This window comes from Psychrobacter sp. SWN149 (assembly GCF_015864565.1).
Classification (GTDB): domain Bacteria; phylum Pseudomonadota; class Gammaproteobacteria; order Pseudomonadales; family Moraxellaceae; genus Psychrobacter.
This window is the reverse complement of the sequence record NZ_JADYWX010000007.1, coordinates 1-22,640: the sequence shown is the minus strand read 5'-3', so window position 1 is coordinate 22,640 and position 22,640 is coordinate 1. Positions and strand designations below refer to the sequence as shown.

The 22,640-nt window shown below is 44.2% G+C and carries 20 protein-coding genes; 14 read left to right on the top strand and 6 right to left on the bottom strand.

The window, feature by feature from the left end:
- Positions 1 to 79: 79 nt before the first annotated feature.
- Positions 80 to 1,063 carry a class 1 fructose-bisphosphatase gene (locus I6E86_RS11630; RefSeq protein WP_197177607.1) on the bottom strand — a complete coding sequence of 328 codons (984 nt, stop codon included), beginning with the start codon at positions 1,061 to 1,063 and terminating at the stop codon, positions 80 to 82.
- A 391-nt stretch (positions 1,064 to 1,454) separates the two neighbouring features.
- On the opposite strand from I6E86_RS11630, the gene I6E86_RS11625 reads away from it, so the two are divergent.
- From I6E86_RS11625 to I6E86_RS11615, 3 genes are read left to right on the top strand one after another with little or no spacing between them, the layout of a single operon-like run.
- Entirely contained in the window at positions 1,455 to 2,528 is a 1,074-nt protein-coding gene (locus I6E86_RS11625) for an aspartate carbamoyltransferase catalytic subunit (protein WP_197177606.1), read from the top strand.
- A gap of 59 nt (positions 2,529 to 2,587) precedes the next feature.
- On the top strand, positions 2,588 to 3,799 hold the full coding sequence (locus I6E86_RS11620; protein WP_197177605.1) for a dihydroorotase: 1,212 nt from the start codon (positions 2,588 to 2,590) through the stop codon (positions 3,797 to 3,799).
- Positions 3,792 to 4,340, top strand: coding sequence for a DUF2127 domain-containing protein (locus I6E86_RS11615; RefSeq protein ID WP_227680644.1), 549 nt, complete (start codon positions 3,792 to 3,794; stop codon positions 4,338 to 4,340). Before I6E86_RS11620 ends, I6E86_RS11615 begins: the two co-directional genes overlap by 8 nt.
- Before the next feature lie 77 nt (positions 4,341 to 4,417).
- Here I6E86_RS11615 and I6E86_RS11610 read toward each other — a convergent pair whose 3' ends face one another.
- From I6E86_RS11610 to I6E86_RS11600, 3 genes are all read right to left on the bottom strand, one after another.
- Positions 4,418 to 5,692 (bottom strand): cation:proton antiporter, encoded by a 1,275-nt coding sequence (locus I6E86_RS11610; protein WP_194365193.1) that lies wholly within the window; start codon positions 5,690 to 5,692, stop codon positions 4,418 to 4,420.
- Positions 5,693 to 5,846: 154 nt separating this feature from the next.
- A complete protein-coding gene (locus I6E86_RS11605) occupies positions 5,847 to 7,487 on the bottom strand; it encodes a DUF2254 domain-containing protein (protein ID WP_197177603.1) in 1,641 nt (546 codons plus the stop codon).
- A 133-nt stretch (positions 7,488 to 7,620) separates the two neighbouring features.
- Complete coding sequence (locus I6E86_RS11600; RefSeq protein ID WP_197177602.1) at positions 7,621 to 9,153, bottom strand: YihY family inner membrane protein; 1,533 nt, start codon at positions 9,151 to 9,153, stop codon at positions 7,621 to 7,623.
- A 428-nt stretch (positions 9,154 to 9,581) separates the two neighbouring features.
- Between I6E86_RS11600 and wrbA the strand changes: the two genes are divergently transcribed.
- The gene (wrbA, locus tag I6E86_RS11595; protein WP_197177601.1) at positions 9,582 to 10,199 is read left to right on the top strand and encodes an NAD(P)H:quinone oxidoreductase; all 618 of its coding nucleotides are present in this window, start codon (positions 9,582 to 9,584) and stop codon (positions 10,197 to 10,199) included.
- A gap of 159 nt (positions 10,200 to 10,358) precedes the next feature.
- The gene (locus I6E86_RS11590; RefSeq protein WP_197177600.1) at positions 10,359 to 10,808 is read left to right on the top strand and encodes a hypothetical protein; all 450 of its coding nucleotides are present in this window, start codon (positions 10,359 to 10,361) and stop codon (positions 10,806 to 10,808) included.
- A gap of 129 nt (positions 10,809 to 10,937) precedes the next feature.
- On the opposite strand, the gene I6E86_RS11585 is transcribed toward I6E86_RS11590, so the two are convergent.
- Entirely contained in the window at positions 10,938 to 11,708 is a 771-nt protein-coding gene (locus I6E86_RS11585; protein ID WP_197177599.1) for a DUF3108 domain-containing protein, read from the bottom strand.
- A 607-nt stretch (positions 11,709 to 12,315) separates the two neighbouring features.
- On the opposite strand from I6E86_RS11585, the gene I6E86_RS11580 reads away from it, so the two are divergent.
- From I6E86_RS11580 to I6E86_RS11570, 3 genes are all read left to right on the top strand, one after another.
- On the top strand, positions 12,316 to 12,606 hold the full coding sequence (locus tag I6E86_RS11580) for a co-chaperone GroES (protein ID WP_010196840.1): 291 nt from the start codon (positions 12,316 to 12,318) through the stop codon (positions 12,604 to 12,606).
- A gap of 123 nt (positions 12,607 to 12,729) precedes the next feature.
- Complete coding sequence (gene groL / locus I6E86_RS11575) at positions 12,730 to 14,379, top strand: chaperonin GroEL (protein WP_194365199.1); 1,650 nt, start codon at positions 12,730 to 12,732, stop codon at positions 14,377 to 14,379.
- Between the two features lie 334 nt (positions 14,380 to 14,713).
- The gene (locus I6E86_RS11570) at positions 14,714 to 16,372 is read left to right on the top strand and encodes a hypothetical protein (RefSeq protein ID WP_197177598.1); all 1,659 of its coding nucleotides are present in this window, start codon (positions 14,714 to 14,716) and stop codon (positions 16,370 to 16,372) included.
- A gap of 298 nt (positions 16,373 to 16,670) precedes the next feature.
- On the opposite strand, the gene yaaA is transcribed toward I6E86_RS11570, so the two are convergent.
- On the bottom strand, positions 16,671 to 17,483 hold the full coding sequence (gene yaaA, locus I6E86_RS11565) for a peroxide stress protein YaaA (protein ID WP_197177597.1): 813 nt from the start codon (positions 17,481 to 17,483) through the stop codon (positions 16,671 to 16,673).
- Between the two features lie 479 nt (positions 17,484 to 17,962).
- On the opposite strand from yaaA, the gene I6E86_RS11560 reads away from it, so the two are divergent.
- The 6 genes from I6E86_RS11560 to I6E86_RS11535 all read left to right on the top strand — a co-directional run.
- Positions 17,963 to 19,117: a Re/Si-specific NAD(P)(+) transhydrogenase subunit alpha gene (locus tag I6E86_RS11560; RefSeq protein ID WP_197177596.1), complete on the top strand. Its 1,155-nt coding sequence runs from the start codon at positions 17,963 to 17,965 to the stop codon at positions 19,115 to 19,117.
- A gap of 113 nt (positions 19,118 to 19,230) precedes the next feature.
- Positions 19,231 to 19,569, top strand: a complete 339-nt coding sequence (locus tag I6E86_RS11555) for a proton-translocating transhydrogenase family protein (RefSeq protein WP_197177695.1) — start codon at positions 19,231 to 19,233, stop codon at positions 19,567 to 19,569.
- Positions 19,566 to 20,174, top strand: coding sequence for a sodium:solute symporter family transporter (locus tag I6E86_RS11550; protein ID WP_197177595.1), 609 nt, complete (start codon positions 19,566 to 19,568; stop codon positions 20,172 to 20,174). Before I6E86_RS11555 ends, I6E86_RS11550 begins: the two co-directional genes overlap by 4 nt.
- A gap of 60 nt (positions 20,175 to 20,234) precedes the next feature.
- Entirely contained in the window at positions 20,235 to 21,389 is a 1,155-nt protein-coding gene (locus tag I6E86_RS11545) for a Re/Si-specific NAD(P)(+) transhydrogenase subunit alpha (RefSeq protein ID WP_197177594.1), read from the top strand.
- Between the two features lie 113 nt (positions 21,390 to 21,502).
- Positions 21,503 to 21,841, top strand: coding sequence for a proton-translocating transhydrogenase family protein (locus tag I6E86_RS11540; RefSeq protein WP_197177695.1), 339 nt, complete (start codon positions 21,503 to 21,505; stop codon positions 21,839 to 21,841).
- Positions 21,838 to 22,640, top strand: an 803-nt coding sequence (locus tag I6E86_RS11535) for an NAD(P)(+) transhydrogenase (Re/Si-specific) subunit beta (RefSeq protein ID WP_197177593.1), incomplete at its 3' end; no start/stop codon positions are given. The genes I6E86_RS11540 and I6E86_RS11535, both read left to right, overlap by 4 nt.

Sequence of the window (22,640 nt, the reverse complement as noted above, 5' to 3'; positions counted from 1 at the left end):
GAGAGTGGGAGTAATGTAGATGATCAGCCTAATATTGATTATCCAACATTAGGCTGATCGTACTTAATAATTATTCTAATTATTTATCAGAATAGTTAACGTGCAAATCTTTGACGTAATTGACTTCATTTTTGCTACCAAGTACCACAGGGACACGCTGATGAATGTCAGTCGGTTCGATATCTAGGATACGATTGACTGCATCGGTTGCGCCGCCACCCGCTCGCTCAATCAATAGACTCATTGGGTTGGCTTCATACATCAAGCGTAATTTGCCAGCTTTATGAGCGTATTTGGTGTCAAACGGATAAGTGAAGAGCCCGCCACGGCATAAAATGCGATGGACGTCACCAACCATGGCGGCTACCCAACGGGTATTAAAGTCGCGACCACGTACACCAGTTTCACCTGCGATGAGCTCATCAATATACTGCTGCATCGGAGCACGCCAGTAGCGATAGTTTGAGCTATTGATGGCGTATTCGCTGGTATCGGCATCGATTTGGACGTTGTCTTCTATCAACACATAGTCGGACGTCTCTGGGTCTAGACTGAACATCACAACCTTGTCATCGATAGTCAGCGCTAGTACAGTAGAGGTGCCATATAATAGATAACCAGCTGCTAGCTGTTTATTACCTGCTTGCAAATAGTCGCTGTTTTCACTGGTTTGACCTTGGCGCTCATACGGCAAAACAGAAAAAATCGTGCCCACTGCCATGTTGATATCGATGTTTGATGAGCCATCTAATGGGTCAAATAACACCAATAGGCTACCATCATCATTAGCAGCGGTAGCGTTATCGAGTTCTTCTGATGCAACACCAGCACAATGAGCATTTTTTGCCAAGGCATCTAGCAGTAGGTCATTGGCCAGTACGTCAAGTTTCTTTTGCTCTTCGCCTTGGACGTTTTGATTGCCAGCTTCGCCTAAGATATCTGCTAAAGCGCCTTTTCTAAGCAGTTGTGAAATCGTTTTGCCGACATCAGTGACAGTGGTAATCACGTCGTTGAGTGCAGGGGTAGTGGCATGTTCGTTTAGATAGTCTGCTAAGGTCGTCATAAGGCTTCCTAATAAAGGGTATGAAAAGTAAAGAAACGGATAGTTGTCAAAGTAAAGAAGCATGTGGCATTCAGCACACGTGATAGCACACCTGAAATAGGTAAATTCTTAAATAGCTAATACGGCATCTTTGTCCCGACCACAAAATCAGCTACACTATATCTATTGTTATTCGTTTATAGTTTTGACAAAATCATTGGCGATAAGCGTACTGCGTGTTTGTTTGCTCTGCCTGATAGGCTGCTTTTTTGGCGGGTTTGATTACGGTGAATTGTAGCAAATAAGCGTGAAAATGTCCTTGTCTCTGTGTATATCCGTGATAAATGTTCGAAAAACGATGAATAAGCGATTAATATAGACCCATATAAACCTACTATAAAGACTTGTCATTATGTCAAATTCTCTCGATAGCAGCTCTATGCATACGATTTCGCCGACTGATTATGCAAAATTTGATCCTAGTACCATTCATCAAAGGCTCAATACATCACTCAGTCGTCCGCAGCTCAATACTGATGGTAGTATTCGCCACTTTTTGGGCGTTGAAGGTCTCAACAAGGCCCAACTACAGGCGATCATTGCAAAAGCAGAGACTTTCTTTGATGACAATGGGCAGCTGATCAATCGTCCTGAGTTAGAGGGCTATACGGTAATGAACCTGTTCTTTGAACCATCGACGCGTACGCGCACGACGTTTGAAGTGGCCGAAAAACGACTAGGGGCAAACGTACTCAATATCGATATTGAACGCTCTAGTACCAAAAAGGGCGAGAGCCTACGCGATACGCTGTGGAATCTACAGGCAATGACCGCAGATATCTTTGTGGTACGCCACTCAGCATCAGGTGCCGCGCATTTTATGGCGACAGAAGTGACGCCTGATATTGCTATCATTAATGGCGGCGATGGCTGGCATGGACATCCAACTCAGGGGATGCTCGATATGTTGACCATTCACCGTGAGGCACCGCGACCATTTGAAGAGCTGTCTATCGCAATCGTTGGGGATATTAAACACTCACGCGTAGCACGCTCTGATATCAGTGCACTGCAAACGCTAGGTGTGACAGACATCCGTGTTTGTGCGCCGCGCACTTTACTGCCCAAAGGCATTGAGCGTTTTGGTGTGCAGGTATATGAGAACATGGATGAGTGCGTCACTGACTGTGATGTGATCATGGGATTAAGAATACAAAATGAGCGTATTGGCTCGCCGCTATTGGCATCATCAAGTGAATACTACAAGCATTACGGAATCACACCAGAGCGTATGGCGCTTGCCAAGCCTGATGCATTGGTTATGCACCCAGGGCCGATGAACCGAGGTGTTGAGATTGCCTCTAGCGTGGCGGACGGCGCACAATCTGTTATTTTAAAGCAGGTAAATAACGGCATTGCCATTCGAATGGCGGTCTTATCGCTTGCGATGGAAGGTCAGCGTGCTCATCAAGCGGCTGGCAAGTAACAGTCTATTGCGCGAACTTATTCTCATTTATTTCATTTTATTGATACGGTAATAACGTTATGTCTACCATGCTGAATACTGATGCACCTATTATTGACCAACTGCCAACCGCCTTTAAAGAGTTGCTGTCTCAAACCACGATAGAAAAGCTATCCACACTGAAATCTGGTCGTGAGATGTGGCTATTACCACCATTGGTTGATCTGTGTGCGCGCTTGCGTGAGCCAGGCCAACAGCAACACGGTACGCTAAAATCAGAAGGCAGTGCTGCGCGTGGTAATGGGTTCTTGCATGTGGTGACGCCGCCTGATACCAATCCTATCTTAGAAAATGGCTCCCTCTTAAAAGGGCTGCGTGAGCGAGCCTTGGAAGATGGCGGTATCTACTTACATATTTTGGGCGCATTGACTGCAGGGCTAGAGGGCGAACGGCCATCTAATATCGCAGGTCTCAAAAAAGGCGGCTGTATCGCAGTCTCTAATGCGCGTAGACCTTTTCGTAATGACCTCGTGCTTCTACGTACATTAGAGTATGCCGCGACGTTTGGTATGAAAGTGTTCTTTTATCCTGATGAGGCCAGTCTGTCAGGAGATGGGGTCGCACATGAGGGTTATATTGCGTCCTATCATGGCTTACAAGGGATTCCTTGGATTGCAGAAACAGTCGCTTTATCTACGCAGCTACTGATGGTTGAAGAGACTGGCATCGCCGCCCATTTCAGTCAGCTATCATGTAAGTCATCTATCGAGCTTATGCGCTGGGCAAAAGACAAAGGTCTGCCAGTCACTTGTGATGTGGCGATGCATCAGCTTTATTTAACCGATGATAACTTAGAAGGCTTCAATGCTCAGGCTTACGTGCTGCCACCTCTGCGTAGTAATACGGACCAGCAAGCCATCCGCCGCGGACTAAAAGACGGCACTATCGATGCCATCTGTAGTCACCATGAACCATTGAATAGCACGGCCAAAAAAGCACCGTTTGCTGAAAGTACGCCAGGTATATCAAACTTTGATACGTTTATGGCGCTGGCATGTCAGCTGGTGAATGACGATGTCTTAACACTCACGCAACTGGTCGACAAAATCTGTCTCAACCCTGCCAAAATTGCCGGTATTAGTGAGCAGTATGAAGCCATCGGTGGTGCAGTGTTGGTCGACCCTAATCTTGAATGGCAAGTGACAGCACAATCGATGCTTTCGAACGGTAAGAATACGCCGTTTTTCAATCAGCAGTTGCAAGGACGTGTTGTGGAGACATTCTTTGGCTAATTTGCCCCGACAGGATGACCATTTGCCGCCATCCTTGAGTGATAAAAGGGGTGCTAAGAGTAGTCAACAAGCCAAACCGCCCAGCACAGCCAGCGAATCTATCAAAGCAGTGGCCATTTATGAGGTAGTCAAAGGTGTTGGCGCGTTATTGGGAGCAGGGGCATTATGGTGGTGGCATACCAATCTTGATCATTGGCTGACGACGGCAACGGATACTTGGCAGCGCAGCTTCGGTCATCTGCTCGCACCGCAAATCGACAGTGCCGTACGTATTGCTCAGCAGGCAAGTAAGAACTGGCCATTGTTTTTATTATTGATATTTGCTTATGCCAGTTTGCGCTTTCTTGAAGCTTATGGCTTGTGGCATGACAAAACATGGGCATATTGGTTTGGGGTGCTAGGATATGGGGTATTTATTCCTATAGAAATTTACTATTTAATAGTTAGCCCGTTTGATTGGTTTAAGCTTGGGATACTGGTCTCTAACCTGCTCATTATTATCGTGGTCTATCGCAATATGAAGCGAAAAGGTTTGATATAGCGTTTAAACTTAAGTTAAAAAAGCCAGTATAAGATAATTATCTTATGCTGGCTTTTTTTACCTGTTATATTTGCAGCTTATACCTCTACTGTTTTTTCATCTTTACGAATGCTTTTGGCCACTTTACCAACACTCAGACCTTGTACCAAGATAGAAAATATCACCACCGCATAAGTGAGTGCCAATAATATATCGCGCTCAGTGCCCATAGGTAATTGCAATACTAGGGCAACGGAGATACCACCACGTAGTCCACCCCAGGTCAGCACTTTCCAAGCACCGGTGGGCAGGTCCAACTGACGATGAAAGGTCTTGGTCGTCATGCCTACCACGATGAATCGAGCAACCAAAGCTATCAAAATGGTTAAACCCGCTGCGATAAATAAATTGCCTGAATAAGCAATCATGACCACTTCTAGACCGATGAGCACAAACAAGATGGCATTTAAAATCTCATCAATCAGTTCCCAAAACAAATCAATGTAGTGACGCGTCTTATCACTCATTGCCAGCGCTCGTCCTCGATTACCAACCATTAGGCCCATCATGACCATGGCAAGTGGGCCAGACAGATGCCAGTGACTGGCCAGCGCATAGCCACCGATGACGCCTGCTAATGTCAATAATACCTCTTCTTGATAGCTGTCGATGCTTTTGAGCATGTAATACAAAATTGCCCCGAGTACCAAGCCAAAGACAATGCCGCCACCAGCCTCGACCGCCAATGTATGTGCGACGTAATTGGCAGTCGGGATATCACCGCTCGATAAAATACCAAGTAGCAGCACAAAGATAACCACGCCGATACCGTCATTAAATAATGATTCACCTGCGATGACAGTCTCGATACTTTTTGGCGCACCTGCTGATGAGAGAATGCCCATCACAGCAATGGGATCAGTCGGCGATATAAGAGCGCCGAATAATAGGCACCACAGAAAGGGTAGACCGAAACCGAGTAGTGGCAACATAAAGTAAATCGCGGTGGCAATCAACATCGCCGACACGATAGTGCCGATACCAGCCAAAATACCGATAGGCAATTTATAGCGCCTCAGATCACTAATATTGACATGTAATGCTCCAGCAAACAGCAACATGGAGAGCATGCCATCTAATAACACCTCGGTAAAATCAAGCTGCTCCAATAAGCTGACTTCGTAATCAATCAGCTGATCAAAGCCTAGAAAGCCCAAAAATATCGCGCCGATCGACAGTAAAATAGAGATGACCATCACGCCAATGGTGGTGGGTAAGCCGATAAAACGGTGATTGACATAGGTCAGTAGGGCAGTGATCGATAAAAATATGGCGCTTATTTCAAGGATGGTCAGGCTGGTTGCGGGTGCCATAAAGTAGGTCTCGTATAAAGATAAAAAGTATTCTAAGCACAATGCTCATAAAAACTAGCTTTGTTGATGTGGACTGATTGATAGCGGCTTTATTCATAATCAATATCATGTTTGAATATTTAACATGCCCTTATACTAGCAACTGAGTATTAAATTAGCTGGACTGCGTTTGTAATGCCTGACGAATAGTAGCTGCAAATTCACTGATATAATCAAAGTGTTTGTGCTGCGCATCATCATCAAGAATAAACTGCTTAGCCTGCTCACACATAGCGGTTAAATCTGTGATGAGTTCTGGATAGCTCAGATTATCCTCTCCCGCCCTCTGAATCAGATTTAGCTCATGCAATAGCGTTTGCTGCTGAGCCTGATTGACCCGTGTATAGTTCAAATTGACCATGGCCTGACAGAGCGCTTTTAGTACCATCAGATCTGCTGCCGCATAACGACGTATTTCGCCGATTGATACGTCAATAAAGTCAGATATTTTAGGGGTATGAGTAACCAATGCCAGTATCGCTAGGCGCTGAGGCTCGATCACATCATTGGTGACAGTATTATCTGACTGCGATATATGAACATCTGGCTGCGGTATATAAAAATGATAAGGGCTTGGTGGCTGTCGACGCATCATGATACTTAAGCAGCTGGTCAAAGATTGCACACAGTTAACGGCGGTCTTCGGATCATTGATACCAGGGGACAACGCTCGTACGGCAATCTCAGTCATTTGACCCAAACTGTAGGCGATGTCATTAGAATGCGCCAGTCGTTGCTCGAGTCGCACGCAGCCTGTAAAGCGCTGCCAAAACAAGCCGTCAGGTGCCCGCGGTATCACTGCCAAATGCGGTGTGGCTGTTTTTTGTTGATTATTAGGGTGGTCTGCTGGTCGCTGATAAAAATAGCCAATGACGTTTTTGTCAGTGACATACTCACCCAAATTGACATGCATTTGTACCACACCGCCATAATCCTGAGACAGTGTAACCAAGGACTCAAGATATATTTGCTGCAAATAACCAGTTTGCGGGGAATAGATAGGTGTGGCAGACCAGTGATGGAATTGTTCAATATCATGATGCTCAGTATCGCGTTGGTGCTGAATATCGCATCGATCGTCGTACCAGTAATCGATATTAAGAATAGCATCGTTACTGGCGTTTTGGATGACGTGAGACGCTTGAATAGCATGTACCATATGCTGTACAAAGTACACCAATAAGAGGGCACAAATAATGGCCATAATGATGGCAAAGGTGACGGCTAGTTGCGGCACACCAAAAGACACATCATATTTATGAATGGATTTTAATACCAGTAAACTATAACTAAAGGTACCGATAAAAGCACCCAATACGAACTGATTTGGTGTGTCAGTTAAAAAATTGCGCAATAACCGAGGGCCAAACTGTGACGAGGCCATAGACAGCACTGCAATCGTAATCGAAAATGTCGTGCCAGCCACGCCTAATACAGCACCAGCAATGGCAGTCATGATGGCGCGTGCTGCATCATCATCACCAGTGAAAGCAAAGGAGATCTCTCGCACCGTCTCGCGATCAAAGTGCTGATCAATAGTCACCAGTAAAGGCGCCAGTAAAATACCAACAATCACACAAGCGGTTGGAATAAACCAGTAAGAACCGATCAGCCACTGCCATAAGTTCCTAAGGCGGTCAGGCAAGTCAGTTAATGTCTGTATCGACCACAGCTGAGTCAACTGCTTTAGCTTCGCTTGGCTGGCATGAATCGTACTTTCCCAGACACTTTTTTTATTGTTTTTATTTATTGCCATCAGTTTTAAGGTCTCCAAAAACAGTTTTTTATGACTTGTTTATTCATTTACCTTAAACAGGCTCTCACACATCAAAACGTCATTATCTTGGTCAATTTGCTTCAAATCATACACCTCAGTTCATGTAAGTCACTTAAGAGGCTGTGGGGTTATCTGCTTCTGTAATGATTGCGTTTTTATGAGTACGTCTGGTCGTATCCGACTCGCTAGGTTGCTCAGCAGATCCTATTGGAATAATGGCTTCGTTTTGATGATCATCGTAATCAATGTCACTGTCTTTATCATAAGCCATTGGCTCTAAATGTGCGGATGACTCAAGATTGGCATCACCTCTTGTCAACGAGGCATCTGTTGCAGCCTTTGTCTTTCTAAAAAATTTGGCATCATTATGTTTGCCAGATGATTTTTTGCGCGGTTCGCTGTTGGCAAAAATAGCGCTCAATGGTAGATGCAGCTGTTGCTTGGCATAGGCTTCGGTATGCTCAAAACGATCTATCAATAAGCTAAGCCAAGGTTTTTGGTCTTCTGGTTTCATCTCATCGAGCTCATCCTTAATCGGTAACGGATAAGGTAGGGTGCGATAAAAATCCCATAACGTCATTGCATTCAGATCTTTTTTGAGCACATAGTCGTTATCTTCTGTCATGGTAATGAGATTGCTGTCTTGTAGGTAATTGATATAGGTATACCACTTTGGTAGCTCTTTCCGCCCTAGTACGCTGCGCAGCGCCTGCTCGCTGACCGCTTCCCCTGTTAAATGGTGGGTATAGACCAAGTTCAGCATATCGAGTAAGCTAAGGAATGGGTGGCGAGGGTAGACCTCTTCTGTCTCAAAAATCGTCAAGGTATAGCTGATTTCAACGCCCAGTAAAATCAGGTTCCATGATAGGTAAATCCACAATAGGAAGATAGGTAGAGCCGCAAATGCACCGTAAATGGCTTCATAGCTGGTAAAGTTAGCCATGACTGTACCAAACAGATGTTTCATTAGCTCAAAAACTACGGCCACAAACACGCCTGCGATGACAGCGTTCTTTGCAGGGACGCGCGCTTTAGGGATAAACCAATACATACCGATGAAACCTGCCATGGTGATACCAATCGATACCATCTGTACCCAAAAACCCCAGTCAATGCCATAACCTGCGATTTGTCGATTGAGAAAACTCAGGCTCTGCACGGCACTTGAGGCGATAAAGGCGGTACCTAATACTAAAGGTCCCAAGGTTACGATGGTCCAATAACGCAGCATGCTTTTAAGGCCACCTGAGCGGTCTTCTACTCGCCAGATTTGGTTAAAGGCACGCTCAATAGTGGTCAATGTCATGATGGTCGTGAGGAATAAAATCATCGCACCGATGATAGTCAGGTTGGAAGATTTTTCGGCAAAACTGTTGATGTACTCACTGACCTGCATGCTCGATTGCGGCAATAGATTACTATAGATCACTTCGTAGATCTGTGCCCTAACCAACGCGAGTGCTGGTACGGAGGACAGAATCATCAGTAGTACCGTCAATACAGGTACGATTGATAACATAGTAGTGTAGGTCAGAGATGCCGCCTTTTGCTGGCAATTATCCTCAAAAAAATGCCGAGTCAAAAACCGTAAGAACTGAAACCAACGTTGTTGTAAAAACGGGAGTTTTTGTGATAATTTTTCCATGTCGACCATTTAGCAAGAGTAGTAGTGACAATAGTGTAACAAACATGAGACGTTATCATCTGCGGTTTAATTGTGTCAAAATGCACAACAAGCAGTATTAGATCAAGGCCCTCGATATCATATAAGCTCCGCTACAATATAGACGATTCAATTGAAAAGTAGTACAAGGCAACCGAGTGTAGACGTATATTAAATACTTTGAGCGAGGTTAACGCAGTAACACTTTTATAGTGGAGTGACTATATAAGCTAAATTATGAACCACATAAGTCATGTTATGAACTAAGGTTATTTGCATGTCAGTGAATGACTCGGGCATAATGTGCACATGTTCTACAATGCTAGTTATACGTTATGTTTTAGCAGTATTAGATTGTAGATGACTGCTATTAATTACCACGTGAACGACTTTATGAGGAAGTGTTGCTAATGAGTCAGACTGCCCCTTATGTTTTGGTGCTTTACTATTCTAATTACGGTACGACGAAGACATTGGCATATGCTATCGCTCAAGGTATTGAAGATGCTGGCATGACCGCTCGTATCCGCACTGTACCGACAGTTGCGCCAGAAACCACTGCCCACAAGCCTGCGATACCTGATGAGGGTGACTTGTACTGTACGATGGATGATCTAAAAGACTGTAGCGGTCTGGCGCTTGGTAGCCCAACGCATTTTGGGAATATGGCAGCACCTATGAAGTACTTTTGGGATAATACCGTCACGCTATGGCTAGCAGGAAACTTGCAGAACAAACCAGCCTCGGTATTTACGGCGACGGGATCCATGCATGGCGGTCAAGAAACGACTTTACTGACCATGATGTTGCCATTGATGCACCACGGTATGATTATCGTGGGTGTGCCCTATGCAGAGCCAGCGCTCAATCGTACCCATCGTGGCGGTACGCCTTATGGTGCCAGTCACGTCAGCGGGGCGTCTCATGATCAGCCAATATCTTCTGACGAGCGTGAGCTAGGGATTGCTCAAGGTCGTCGTTTGGCAATTACGGCCACTGCATTAGCGCAAGCAAACTGGGGTCGTTAAGTTAAGCAACTTTTATAAAGCTGCTACCTAACATTGTCTAGGTCTTAAAATCTACGATTGAATGCTTATAACCACTTGATTATAAGCAAGTGGTCATAACCAAGTGCTAATTATCAACGTTCATCAGTATATTATTCATTCAGGAAATTAAAATATCTAATGGCCACAAACCGCTCCAATAGTAAGCTCCCTAAAGCTATCAAGCCGATTGCACCTATTGCGCAGCGCTTGATGGTTACTTGGTTGATTTGGCTAGTGTATAGACTGCTTGGACTACCTATTTTTATCAATATCTTTAACCTAAGTAGCCCTGATATCGTTGGCGGTATTGCTTGGCAGGCATTATGGCTAGTCCCAGCATTTATTTTGACACCATGGATATTACGTGGACGCTCACCTTATGCATTATTGATAAGCAGTATGTTTACCCTGGTATATTTGGGCGCAAGTGGTGTGGTGCTGTTTACTCGTATATATGGCAGTAGCTGGGCCGAAATAGCCGTATATTTAACGGATTTCTTACTATTACTTGCCATCAACGTTTGGTTGTTTATTTTGCTCAAACGCCTGCCTTCGATGAACAACGTGGTCAAACAGCCTCGCCGTTAAATAGTTGAACGAATAGCTTAACCAATCTGTTTCTTATCAAGTCATACCTATATTTTAATAGCATAAAAAAGCGGCGCTCCATTTAGGGTGCCGCTTTTTTGTTTAATAGTACTGCTAAAAACAATTGGATTAATTAATCTTGGTCAATTCTAGATCCATTTTCTTACCATCGTTAATTTGACTGACTTTCACTGGTAGATAGTCTAAGCTCGGCGCCAACCAAAAACTGGTAGAGCGGCTTTCGTCATCATGGACGCGGTCAACACGTACGGTATCAAAAGTGCCCGCTGGTACGGTGATTTTAGTGCTGCCAGACTTTTTGAACGGGGTCTTTTCAATCTTGTCTTTTTTCGCCATGTAGTAATTACCGGAGAACTTACCGTTGAGTAGATCCTGACGAATTTGCACCTCAAGGCTCAAATCATCAAAGGCTTGCTGCGACATAGTCATAGTCGTCGACTTACCCTTATAGTTACTGATAACTATCTTACTACTTGGATTAAAGTCAAGTTTGAGGGTACGGCCAATGCCCAATAGTTTATACGTCGTACTGGCTTGGGTCGGACTGACATTATTGCCATTGATGGTAAAGGTGCTGTTTTGTGAGGCACTCGCCACGCCTGCTACTCGAGCACTGACATTGTATTTCCAAGTATTACCAGATTTGCTGAGTGCACGAGTCGCAGTTCCTTTGTATTTATCCTCAACGGTAAAGCTATAATTGGCCGTCGATGGCTGAACGGTCTTTGCGCTAGCAATGGTAGGTGCGGTCATACTAAGAGCTCCAACGGTAGAAATACTGATACCTGTGATTAAGGCAGATAAAAATTTAGACGGACTGCGAGTTGCGTTGTTAGAACTGTCATTCGATAACGTTTTATTCAGGGACAAAAAACTCATAAACACCTCTTAGTTAATATAATACGGATATAGCCGCTTTTATCGATCGTTCTTATTATGTTGATAAGGCTTATAATGGCCATACTTTGTTACATTTTCAAGAGTGACGGCAGATGAGCATGTGTAGTGCTTGTAGCCAATATTGCTACAATGACTGATGCGATGATTAATAGTAACTTGCTGTAAAGTCAGCAATAAGCGATAAATAAAAAACAGATGCCGTATTAGAAGTCGATTAGATATTGAGGCTCATTTGACGCCGTTAAATATCGCCGTCAATGCATACCATCCTTTATCAGGCTGTGATCCAACCTATGCTCTCTAGTCAGTTTATTCACGTCCCATTTTTTAAAAGTTAGCAAACAGTCTTTAGCAGATTCGATTGGATGATATAAAACACTGAATACGGCACTTCTATCAGAATAATCTTGTAAATTTTTGGGCTTTACACTTGAAGCCAGTCCCTCTTGCCCCCACTTTTTGTTACAAGCTCAAAGCGTATCTTTGAATGGTTACTATTAAATGGTAGCGCTTATAGATACTGGTATTGAGACTATTAATTCAAATAAACCCTTAATTCAAACAACCCATTTTTGGAGTCATATCGATGAACATTCGTCCTTTACATGACCGTATTGTCGTCCGCCGTATAGAAGAAGAAACAAAAACTGCTGGTGGTATCTTGCTTCCTGGTTCAGCTCAAGAAAAGCCATCACAAGGTGAAGTACTAGCTACGGGTAACGGTCAGATTCGTGACAACGGCGAAACCCGCGCGTTAGACGTAAAAGCTGGCGACAAAGTATTGTTCGGTCAATATGCTGGTCAAACTGTCAAGGTTGACGGCGAAGAACTATTGATTATGAAAGAATCTGACGTATTGGGTGTGCTAGAAGGCTAGTCCTTTTGAGTATATTTCTATACTCAGCACATTTTGATAACAGTCTTTGATAACAGCTTTTGATAAGCAAATATCAAATCATTCAATTGCATTCTCATACTTATAATAGTGGAGTAATTTAACATGGCAAAAGACGTAAAATTCGGCATAGATGCCCGTAAACAAATGATGGACGGCGTAAACGTTCTAGCAAACGCAGTACGTGTCACCCTAGGCCCTAAAGGTCGTAACGTTGTTATTGATAAATCATTTGGCGCGCCTACCATCACTAAAGATGGTGTATCGGTTGCCAAAGAAATCGAGCTTGAAAACAAATTTGAAAACATGGGTGCACAGTTGGTCCGTGAAGTGGCTAGCCGCACAAATGATGTCGCTGGTGATGGTACGACTACTGCAACTGTATTGGCTCAGTCAATCTTGCAAGAAGGCATGAAGTCAGTGGCTGCTGGCATGAACCCAATGGATCTTAAACGCGGTATCGATAAAGCGGTACGTGCTGCTGTTGAGCAAATCCATTTGTTATCAACGCCAGCTGATGATTCAAAAGCGATTGCCCAAGTTGGTTCTATCTCTGCTAACTCAGACACCAAAATCGGTGAGTTGATTGCTCAAGCGATGGAAAGAGTTGGTAAGCAAGGCGTTATTACGGTTGAAGAAGGTTCAAGCTTCGAAGATACCCTAGAAGTAGTAGAAGGTATGCAGTTTGACCGTGGTTATATCAGCCCGTACTTTGCTAACAAGCAAGACAGCCTAACTGCTGAATTTGAAAACCCATATATCTTATTGGTTGACAAAAAAATCAGCAACATCCGCGAAATCGTGCCATTACTTGAGCAAGTCATGCAGCAAAGCAAACCATTGCTAATCATCGCTGAAGACGTAGAAAACGAAGCATTGGCAACATTGGTTGTAAATAACATGCGTGGCGGCTTAAAAACTTGTGCCGTTAAAGCACCAGGTTTTGGCGATCGTCGTAAAGCAATGTTAGAAGATATCGCAACCCTAACTGGTGGTACAGTGATCTCTGAAGAGATTGGTCTGAGCTTAGAGACTGCTACTCTAGAGCAACTGGGTACGGCTAAGAAAGTCACTGTTGGTAAAGAAAACACGGTAATCGTTGATGGCGCTGGCAACAAAGCTGACATCGAAAACCGTGTTGAGTCTATCAACCGTCAAATCGAAGAGTCTACTTCTGACTACGACAAAGAAAAGCTACAAGAGCGTGTTGCAAAACTTGCTGGCGGCGTAGCAGTTATCAAAGTTGGCGCAGCGACCGAAACTGAAATGAAAGAGAAGAAAGACCGTGTTGACGATGCGCTACATGCGACTCGTGCAGCGGTTGAAGAAGGTGTTGTACCTGGTGGCGGTGTTGCGCTAGTACGTGCGATGAACGCATTGTCTGAACTAACAGGCGATAACGACGATCAAAACGCGGGTATCAATATCCTACGCCGCGCAATGGAAGCCCCATTACGTCAAATCGTAACCAACGCAGGTGAAGAAGCGTCAGTTGTGGTAAATGAAGTGAAAAGCGGTAGCGGTAACTATGGTTACAATGCTGCTTCTGGTGAATATGGCGATATGCTAGAGATGGGTATCCTTGATCCAGCTAAAGTAGCACGTTCAGCACTAGAAAACGCTGCATCTGTTGCAGGCCTAATGCTCACCACCGAAGTCATGATTACTGATTTGCCACAAGGTGATGACGGTATGGCTGGCATGGGCGGCGGCGCTGGAATGGGCGGTATGGGTGGAATGGGCGGCATGATGTAATTTTACTTCTACTGCAAAGTGATTTCTCTTTGTCGGATATGCTCAATGTACGATAGGTACTATTTTCGCTTATCTTCCTCGACAAATCACTGTTAGTAAGAAGTATGACCAACGTCATAAAGTTTGTTTAACCACTAAAGCTCTGCTATCGAAAGATAGCAGGGCTTTTTTGTATCTAATCTCTAAGGATTTCAATACTCACGGTGCAAGTGAGATCAAAGAAGTCGACCTCATATTACCAAAGGCATTGAATATATAAAGTTTTTTTTATATGGTATTATTTGAATGTATTCAATGGACTGATACTTTATCAAAGGAAAATTGAGCACCTGCTATGGCTGAACAGCCACAAACTCTTGCGCAATTCAAGGTGATGATGATGAAAAAAATTAGGCTTGGGATTCTCGTCGAAGAGGAAACGTTGGCATGGTATAAGTTCAGACCATTAAAATCTCTCGTCGATGAAGGCAAGGTTGAGGTTTGTATTGCTGTACAACGAGATAAAAAACAAGCATCTAACCTATCTCGATTATCCAAAGTCATCCCTTCCATCAATCAAAAGCTATTTTCTTTGCTTTCTCGAAATAAGAGTAGTACCAAGCGTTACTCTATTCATGACTTGGTGGCTGATGGTGATATGCCTGTCATAACATCAGTGGCACATCAGGATAAGATTTATGATGAGATTGAGGATTCAGTAATTGAGAAGCTTGAAGCTGCCAATCTAGATTATCTCGTAAAATTCGGCTTTCGAACCTTGGCAGGAAGGATTTTGAGTGTTTCAAAAAAAGGTATTCTTTTATTTCGTTATGGCGATGAAACCACACAAAGAAATGGATCTGTATTGTACTGGCAGTTTGCCGAACAATGGGAAAATAGCGTAGTCACGCTACACTTGTTAAATGAGCATCTTAATGTAGATAAAGTGGTTGGGAGAGGTTACGGCTCTTTATTTTATTGGGACTATAATTTAACCGAGCATAAAATAAATGGCGTCGCTGCATCCATACTATATTGGTATTTTCATAAAAATAAAATCGGTGTTGAACGTGCAGATTTTACCCATTCAATCAATGACTGCCCAAGCTATGAGGCGGTGCAACAGCGAACAGCCGTAAAGCATTTGGCGAGTTTCTTGAAAAACTATACGATAAAAACGTTCTACAAGAGCTTTTATCTGAATCAGTGGAGCATATTTATTGGTCACATTGATCAATCGATACAGACCTATACAGAAATACTGCCTGAAAAAGGATGTTTTTGGGCTGACCCTTTTTACATTGAACACGACTCAAAGCGCTACATATTTTTTGAGAGCTTAAATTACAAAGAAAATATCGGCCGTATAGAGTGGGTGGAGCTCAACGAGAGCTATCAAGTGATTAACTCGGGGCCCGTAGACTTAGGTATTCGCTCTCATCTAAGTTTTCCTAATGTATTCAAGCATGACAATACTATATACATGATTCCAGAAGCCGCAGAGACCAAGTGTATTAACCTATTTAAAGCAAAAGAGTTTCCTCAGAAGTGGGAAAAGGTCAATGAATTGGTTTCAGGAGTCTCTGCAGCAGATAGTGCCGTTATCGAACACGATGGACTGTGGTATCTGTTTACGACGCATGGTTCGATTTCAACGCTTACCATGGATTTAGAGTTGCATATTTATACATCTGATACATTGGAGTCCGACGACTGGACAATTCATCCCTGTTCACCTTTGAAGATTGATGTGCGTGGATCACGATTAGCCGGGGCATTATTTCGAAAAAATGGCCAGCTGTTTCGTACGGCTCAGGATGGCACCATCAGATATGGCCGCAGAGTTGCTTTATATCTGGTAGAAGAGTTGACGCCGACCTCCTATCAAGAAACCTTTGTACGTTATATCGAACCCAACTGGGAGGCTGATATTGATCGCCTCCACACCTATAATGTCTATGATCAGACGGTCGTCTTAGATGTCTCAAGAGATGAATTACGCTTTAGAGTCTAAAGCATGTATTCAGCTCACTCGCTAGCCATCTCAATGGTCTAAGAATGGCTAAATCTTGCCAAACATCGTCAAATAGTTCTTTAATACCCCGAGATTAGATGCAATTGCTGTTTGATAATAGGGAGCGTAATACTAGTGAAAATAGAGGTTGAACTCTCTTTGTAGTGATTTCACTCTATGACTGATTTTTTATAAACCATCATTTATGAATAACTTACTCTATATACATAAAATAAATCCCTGATATATTTTAGACTATCAGGGTTTTATCATCAGAGGTTAATCATAGTTATTACTACTACTGATTCACAGCATCCCGTCGGAACGTCCACGTCTTATCATCAGATGCTTCTTCACAGTAGTAGTATCCTGCCAAATCAAACTGCTTTAGCTGCTCAGCATTGGTCAGCTTGTTATCTGCGGCATACTTGACCATCAAGCCTCGTGCTTTTTTGGCATAGAAGCTAATCACTTTATATTGACCATTCTTCTCGTCTTCAAATCGTGGCGTGATAATATCAGCCTTTAGGGCTTTCTTTTTTACAGATTTAAAATACTCATTAGAAGCTAGATTAATCAATGTTTTATCGTCGCTATCAGCCATTCGTACATTGATAACCTCAGTCACTTCCTCGCCCCAAAACTCATATAAGTTATTACCGCGCTCATTATTTAGTTTGGTGCCCATCTCTAATCGATAAGGCTGGATAAGATCCAGTGGTTTTAATACACCATACAGCCCAGACAATATCCCTAAGTGTTCATTGACGTAGACAGCCGTGTCCTTATCCATATGATACATATCAAGCCCAGTATAAACGTCACCATCGAACAAATACCCTGCAGGTTTTGCTATATTGCCAGAGATGTCATCAGTAAATGGCTGATCCTGACTCCAATGCCATTGCTGATTGCGTGTGGCATTTAACTGGGCGAGATCATCGGATATGCTCATCAGTTCCTGTAAATCGAGGGGCTCTTTTGACTTAAGTATTTTCATCAATGACTGTGAGTGTTCGATAAGTTCAGGCTGACTGTAATAATTTCCCAGATTTACAGCTATGGCATCGGTTTCATTCAAAGATTTGGCAGGAGAAAGTAAAAAATACATCATGCTTCCTTATTATAGGGTGTCAATAATCAGGTTATGAGAGTGTCAAGTACGCTTATTATACGGCAGTCACGGATTTAACTTGGTCTATTACTAGATATTTTATCTGTCTTGGCAAGATATTTTTGGTTTTTGTATGTTTGAAATGCTAAGTAATTGATGGCTTTAGGCCTTGATGTATAAGGCTTTATGATTGTTTAAAAAGATAAAAGGCTTTAATATAACAACAAAAGTTATGCTATTGGTGTAAATACCAAAATTTTTATATTACTTGGTGGTCACCATTAGGCAATGAAAATTACAAGACGATATCTCTATAATAAAAAGGCATGATGGTAAATTAGCCATCATTTATTAAATTGATAAGCTTTAGTCGTCATTTTGTATTGAGCATGACCAAAGGTTTTTTGTCCCCTGTGCTTTTTAGAGGTGCGTTGAGGGTATTAAAGGTATTTATTTGACATAAGTAAGGAGACGGTATGAAAATCGGTGTAATCAGTGCAGATAGCGCGAGCGAGAGCCGTGTCGCACTAACCCCAGACGCAGTAAAGAAACTGCGTAAGCTTGGGTTTGAAGTGGTCATTCAGTCAGGCGCAGGTCAAGCAGCATACTACGCTGATGAGTTGTATCAAGCTGCTGGTGCCGACATTGCCAGTAGCAGCACCGAGGTCATTACCCAGTCTCAGATTATTACCACCGTCAATGACCTACCAGCTGAAGCCCTTAATGGCTTGTCATCTGGTCAGATTGTCATTGGCATGCTGGATCCTTATCGTAACACTCAGCTTGACACTTATGCAGCCAAAGGCGCCACTGCCTTTGCCATGGAGTTATTACCACGCACCTTGTCACGCGCACAGAATATGGACGTACTGTCATCGCAGGCCAACCTTGCGGGTTATAAAGCAGTACTGCTGGCGGCCAATGAGTATTCGCGTCCTTTCCCAATGTTTATGACCTCAGCCGGTACCGTTAAGCCCGCTAAAGTGGTCATTTTAGGTGTTGGCGTTGCAGGTTTGCAAGCGATTGCAACCGCCAAGCGTTTGGGTGCTGTCGTTGAAGCCAGTGATTTACGTCCGACGGCTCGCGAGCAAGTGGAGTCACTCGGTGGTAAATGGCTGGATGTCCCGATGAGTGCAGAGGAGGCTGAAACAGCTAAGTCTACCGGTGGTTATGCGTGGACGCCATCAGAGCAATATGTCAAAGATCAAGCCGCTGTCGTGGACAAAGCGCTCAGCAACGCGGATATCGTCATTACCACGGCGCAGATTCCTGGTCGTAATGCTCCGCGGTTGGTACATGGCGCAACCCTCGCCAAAATGAAAGCAGGTTCAGTATTGATCGATATGGCGGCTGGTACCGGTGGTAACGTCGAAGGCAGCGTTCCCGACCAAACCATTACCACGGACAACGGCGTACGTATCGTTGGTGCTGCCAATATCCCTTCACAGCTTGCCGCACAGTCTTCAGATTTGTATGCCAACAACTTGGTTAACTTTATCACAACCTTAATTGCGCCTGCTGGCGATGACGCTTCAGCACCTAACTTAGCACTTAACGTAGACATGGAAGACGAGATTCAGGGCGCACTGGCAGTGACACATGACAGTCAAGTACGACTGGCCAAACGCTAGTTTGACGGTCTACCACGACATACTTTGTCACCACACATTTGCCAGACATGAATAAATTTTAGGAGGATTAGATGATTGCTACTATTTTAGCGTCAGCACCCGCCGGTGCCGCCATGGCCAGTACGCCATTTGTCGCGATTTTTACCGTATTCGTACTCGCTATTTTTGTCGGATACTACGTCGTTTGGGGCGTGACGCCTGCATTACATACACCATTGATGGCCGTCACCAATGCACTATCAAGTATTGTCATCGTCGGTGCCATGCTACAGACCGTCACCATTGATGGTTCTATCTTTACACCGACCAGTATCCTTGGTGCTTTTGCGGTATTTTTAGCCAGTATCAATATCTTCGGTGGTTTTGCCGTGACCGAGCGTATGCTTGCGATGTTTAAACCAAAAGTAAAAAAAGCACCAGTAGCAACAACTGATGTTGGAGGTGACGCATGAACGACTTCNCGATATCCGTACTCGATTTTTATCAGCCGTATATCAAAAAAGATGGTGACGAAAAGCACTACTTATCAGCCTCTCGTATTTTTACTATCACTTGGGCAATATTTATTATTCCTATTGCATTCGCATTTATTGACAGTAAGGGGTCTATCTTAGAGACATTTACAGAAGTCTCTTCATATTTCGTTGGTGCACAATTGGCTATTTTTGGCTTAGGTTTCTTTTCGAAACACACCACAGAGCGAGGTCTCATTATTGGTGTAATTGTTGGTTTTATCGGTGTGTACGTGTTTGCAGCAGGTATCCCGTTTACCGATTGGACACCACCAGCTATCGCATGGCCTTGGTTTGTCGTCATCGGCGGCGCGATTAACATTGTTGTGTCAATCGTTGCAAGCTTGATACTTGATGGTAAGCAAAAAAATTGGCATGTACAAACGGTCAAAGGTCAGCAGTTAAAATTCGCAGCTGAAGGTCTACCTGAGAAAGTTGATGGCTGGTATGTTGTCCCTGGTAAGGTTGATAAAATAGTGTGGTTATTACCCATATTATTCATCTTCATCATGTTATTCCTAGCATATTTCAGTACGTTAGGCTAAAGCTTGTTGCTAATTGAGTGACGAAAACGGAAGAATAATCACTAGACGTAAGGAGACGGTATGAAAATCGGTGTAATCAGTGCAGATATCACGAGCGAGAGCCGTGTCGCACTAACCCCAGATGCGGTAAAGAAACTGCGTAAGCTTGGGTTTGACGTGGTTATTCAGTCAGGCGCAGGTCAAGCAGCGTACTACGCTGATGAGTTGTATCAAGCTGCTGGTGCCGACATTGCCAGTAGCAGCACCGAGGTCATTACCCAGTCTCAGATTATTACCACCGTCAATGACCTACCAGCTGAAGCCATTGATGGCTTGTCATCTGGTCAGATTGTCATTGGCATGCTGGATCCTTATCGCAATACTCAGCTTGACACTTATGCGGCCAAAGGTGCCACGGCCTTTGCCATGGAGCTACTGCCTCGCACCTTGTCACGCGCACAGAATATGGATGTTTTGTCATCACAGGCTAACCTTGCAGGTTATAAAGCAGTATTGCTAGCAGCTAATGAATACTCACGTCCATTTCCAATGTTTATGACCTCAGCTGGTACAGTGAAGCCAGCCAAGGTCGTTATCCTAGGTGTTGGCGTTGCAGGTTTGCAAGCCATTGCAACCGCCAAACGTTTGGGGGCCGTCGTTGAAGCCAGTGACCTACGTCCAACGGCTCGCGAGCAAGTAGAGTCACTCGGTGGTAAATGGCTAGATGTGCCGATGAGTGCAGAGGAGGCTGAGACTGCTAAGTCTACCGGTGGTTATGCTTGGACGCCATCAGAGCAATATGTCAAAGATCAAGCAGCTGTCGTGGATAAAGCGCTCAGCAATGCGGATATCGTCATTACCACGGCACAGATTCCTGGTCGTAATGCCCCGCGTCTAGTGCACGGTGCAACCCTCGCTAAAATGAAAGCAGGTTCAGTATTGATCGATATGGCAGCTGGTACCGGTGGCAACGTCGAAGGCAGCTTGCCTGACCAAACCATCACCACGGACAATGGTGTACGTATCGTTGGTGCTGCCAATATCCCTTCACAGCTTGCCGCCCAGTCTTCAGATTTGTATGCCAATAACTTGGTTAACTTTATCACGACCTTAATTGCCCCTGCTGGCGATGACGCTTCAGCACCTAACTTAGCACTTAACGTAGACATGGAAGACGAGATTCAGGGCGCACTGGCAGTGACACATGACAATCAGGTACGACTGGCCAAACGCTAGTTTGATGGTCTACCACGACAAACTTTGTCACCACATATTTGCCAGACATGAATAAATTTTAGGAGGATTAGATGATTGCCACTATTTTAGCGTCAGCACCCGCCGGTGCCGCCATGGCCAGTACGCCATTTGTCGCGATTTTTACCGTATTTGTACTTGCTATCTTTGTTGGATACTACGTCGTTTGGGGCGTTACGCCTGCATTACACACGCCATTGATGGCCGTCACCAACGCACTATCAAGTATCGTCATCGTTGGTGCCATGCTACAGACCGTCACCATTGATGGTTCTATCTTTACACCAACCAGTATACTTGGCGCTTTCGCCGTATTTTTAGCCAGTATCAATATCTTCGGTGGTTTTGCCGTGACCGAGCGTATGCTTGCGATGTTCAAACCGAAAGTAAAAAAAGCACCAGTAGCAACCACTGATGTTGGAGGTGACGCATGAACGACTTTTCAGCAATGATTGCGGCAAATGCGGATTGGTTCTACCTAGTCGGCGCGATTCTTTTCGTTTTAACCTTACGTGGTTTATCCAGCCCAAAGACGGCTATTCGTGGTAACCGCTTCGGCATGGTAGCGATGGCAATTGCTGTCGTCACGACCTTCTTCTTAGCAGAAGGCCCTGTTCTTTGGTTGATCATCGGTGCGATGATTTTAGGTGCCCTCGTTGGTATGTGGAAGGCAAAAACGGTCGCAATGACCCAAATGCCCGAAACAGTCGCTTTGATGCATTCATTCGTCGGTTTAGCTGCAGTCGCGATTGCACTTGCGACGGTATTACACACTGAGCAACAGCATGGTGCTGTTGCCCGTGTAGAGCTATTTATCGGTTGTTTCATCGGTGCGATTACGTTCTCAGCATCCGTCTTTGCCTTTGGTAAATTGGCAGCAAAAAGCTGGGCTAAAACGTTGGTCGGCGGCTGGGTAAAACCTGTCCAAGCGTTATTGTTCATTGCGATGATTGGTTTTGGTGGCGTGTATTTCGTCACTGACTCATTACCAGCATTTTATGCGATGGCTGTGATTGCGGTTATCTTTGGTTGGATGTGGATTGCTCCAATCGGTGGCGGTGATATGCCAGTGGTTGTCTCACTATTAAACTCGTTCTCTGGTTGGGCGGCAGCAGGCATTGGTTTCACCCTTGGCAACTCAATGCTGATTATTGCAGGTTCGCTCGTTGGTTCATCCGGTGCGATTTTGTCTTACATCATGTGTAAAGCCATGAACCGCTCATTACTTAACGT

Bases quoted from the DNA above. Each gene is read 5' to 3' on its own strand.
- I6E86_RS11620 (WP_197177605.1), top strand. From the start codon at position 2,588: ATGTCTACCATGCTGAATACTGATGCACCTATTATTGACCAACTGCCA.
- I6E86_RS11580 (WP_010196840.1), top strand. From the start codon at position 12,316: ATGAACATTCGTCCTTTACATGACCGTATTGTCGTCCGCCGTATAGAA.
- I6E86_RS11585 (WP_197177599.1), bottom strand. From the start codon at position 11,708: ATGAGTTTTTTGTCCCTGAATAAAACGTTATCGAATGACAGTTCTAAC.
- I6E86_RS11545 (WP_197177594.1), top strand. From the start codon at position 20,235: ATGAAAATCGGTGTAATCAGTGCAGATATCACGAGCGAGAGCCGTGTC.
- I6E86_RS11600 (WP_197177602.1), bottom strand. From the start codon at position 9,153: ATGGAAAAATTATCACAAAAACTCCCGTTTTTACAACAACGTTGGTTT.
- I6E86_RS11560 (WP_197177596.1), top strand. From the start codon at position 17,963: ATGAAAATCGGTGTAATCAGTGCAGATAGCGCGAGCGAGAGCCGTGTC.
- I6E86_RS11570 (WP_197177598.1), top strand. From the start codon at position 14,714: ATGGCTGAACAGCCACAAACTCTTGCGCAATTCAAGGTGATGATGATG.
- I6E86_RS11540 (WP_197177695.1), top strand. From the start codon at position 21,503: ATGGCCAGTACGCCATTTGTCGCGATTTTTACCGTATTTGTACTTGCT.
- I6E86_RS11610 (WP_194365193.1), bottom strand. From the start codon at position 5,692: ATGGCACCCGCAACCAGCCTGACCATCCTTGAAATAAGCGCCATATTT.
- I6E86_RS11555 (WP_197177695.1), top strand. From the start codon at position 19,231: ATGGCCAGTACGCCATTTGTCGCGATTTTTACCGTATTCGTACTCGCT.
- I6E86_RS11590 (WP_197177600.1), top strand. From the start codon at position 10,359: ATGGCCACAAACCGCTCCAATAGTAAGCTCCCTAAAGCTATCAAGCCG.
- I6E86_RS11605 (WP_197177603.1), bottom strand. From the start codon at position 7,487: ATGGCAATAAATAAAAACAATAAAAAAAGTGTCTGGGAAAGTACGATT.
- yaaA (WP_197177597.1), bottom strand. From the start codon at position 17,483: ATGTATTTTTTACTTTCTCCTGCCAAATCTTTGAATGAAACCGATGCC.
- wrbA (WP_197177601.1), top strand. From the start codon at position 9,582: ATGAGTCAGACTGCCCCTTATGTTTTGGTGCTTTACTATTCTAATTAC.
- I6E86_RS11630 (WP_197177607.1), bottom strand. From the start codon at position 1,063: ATGACGACCTTAGCAGACTATCTAAACGAACATGCCACTACCCCTGCA.
- I6E86_RS11625 (WP_197177606.1), top strand. From the start codon at position 1,455: ATGTCAAATTCTCTCGATAGCAGCTCTATGCATACGATTTCGCCGACT.
- groL (WP_194365199.1), top strand. From the start codon at position 12,730: ATGGCAAAAGACGTAAAATTCGGCATAGATGCCCGTAAACAAATGATG.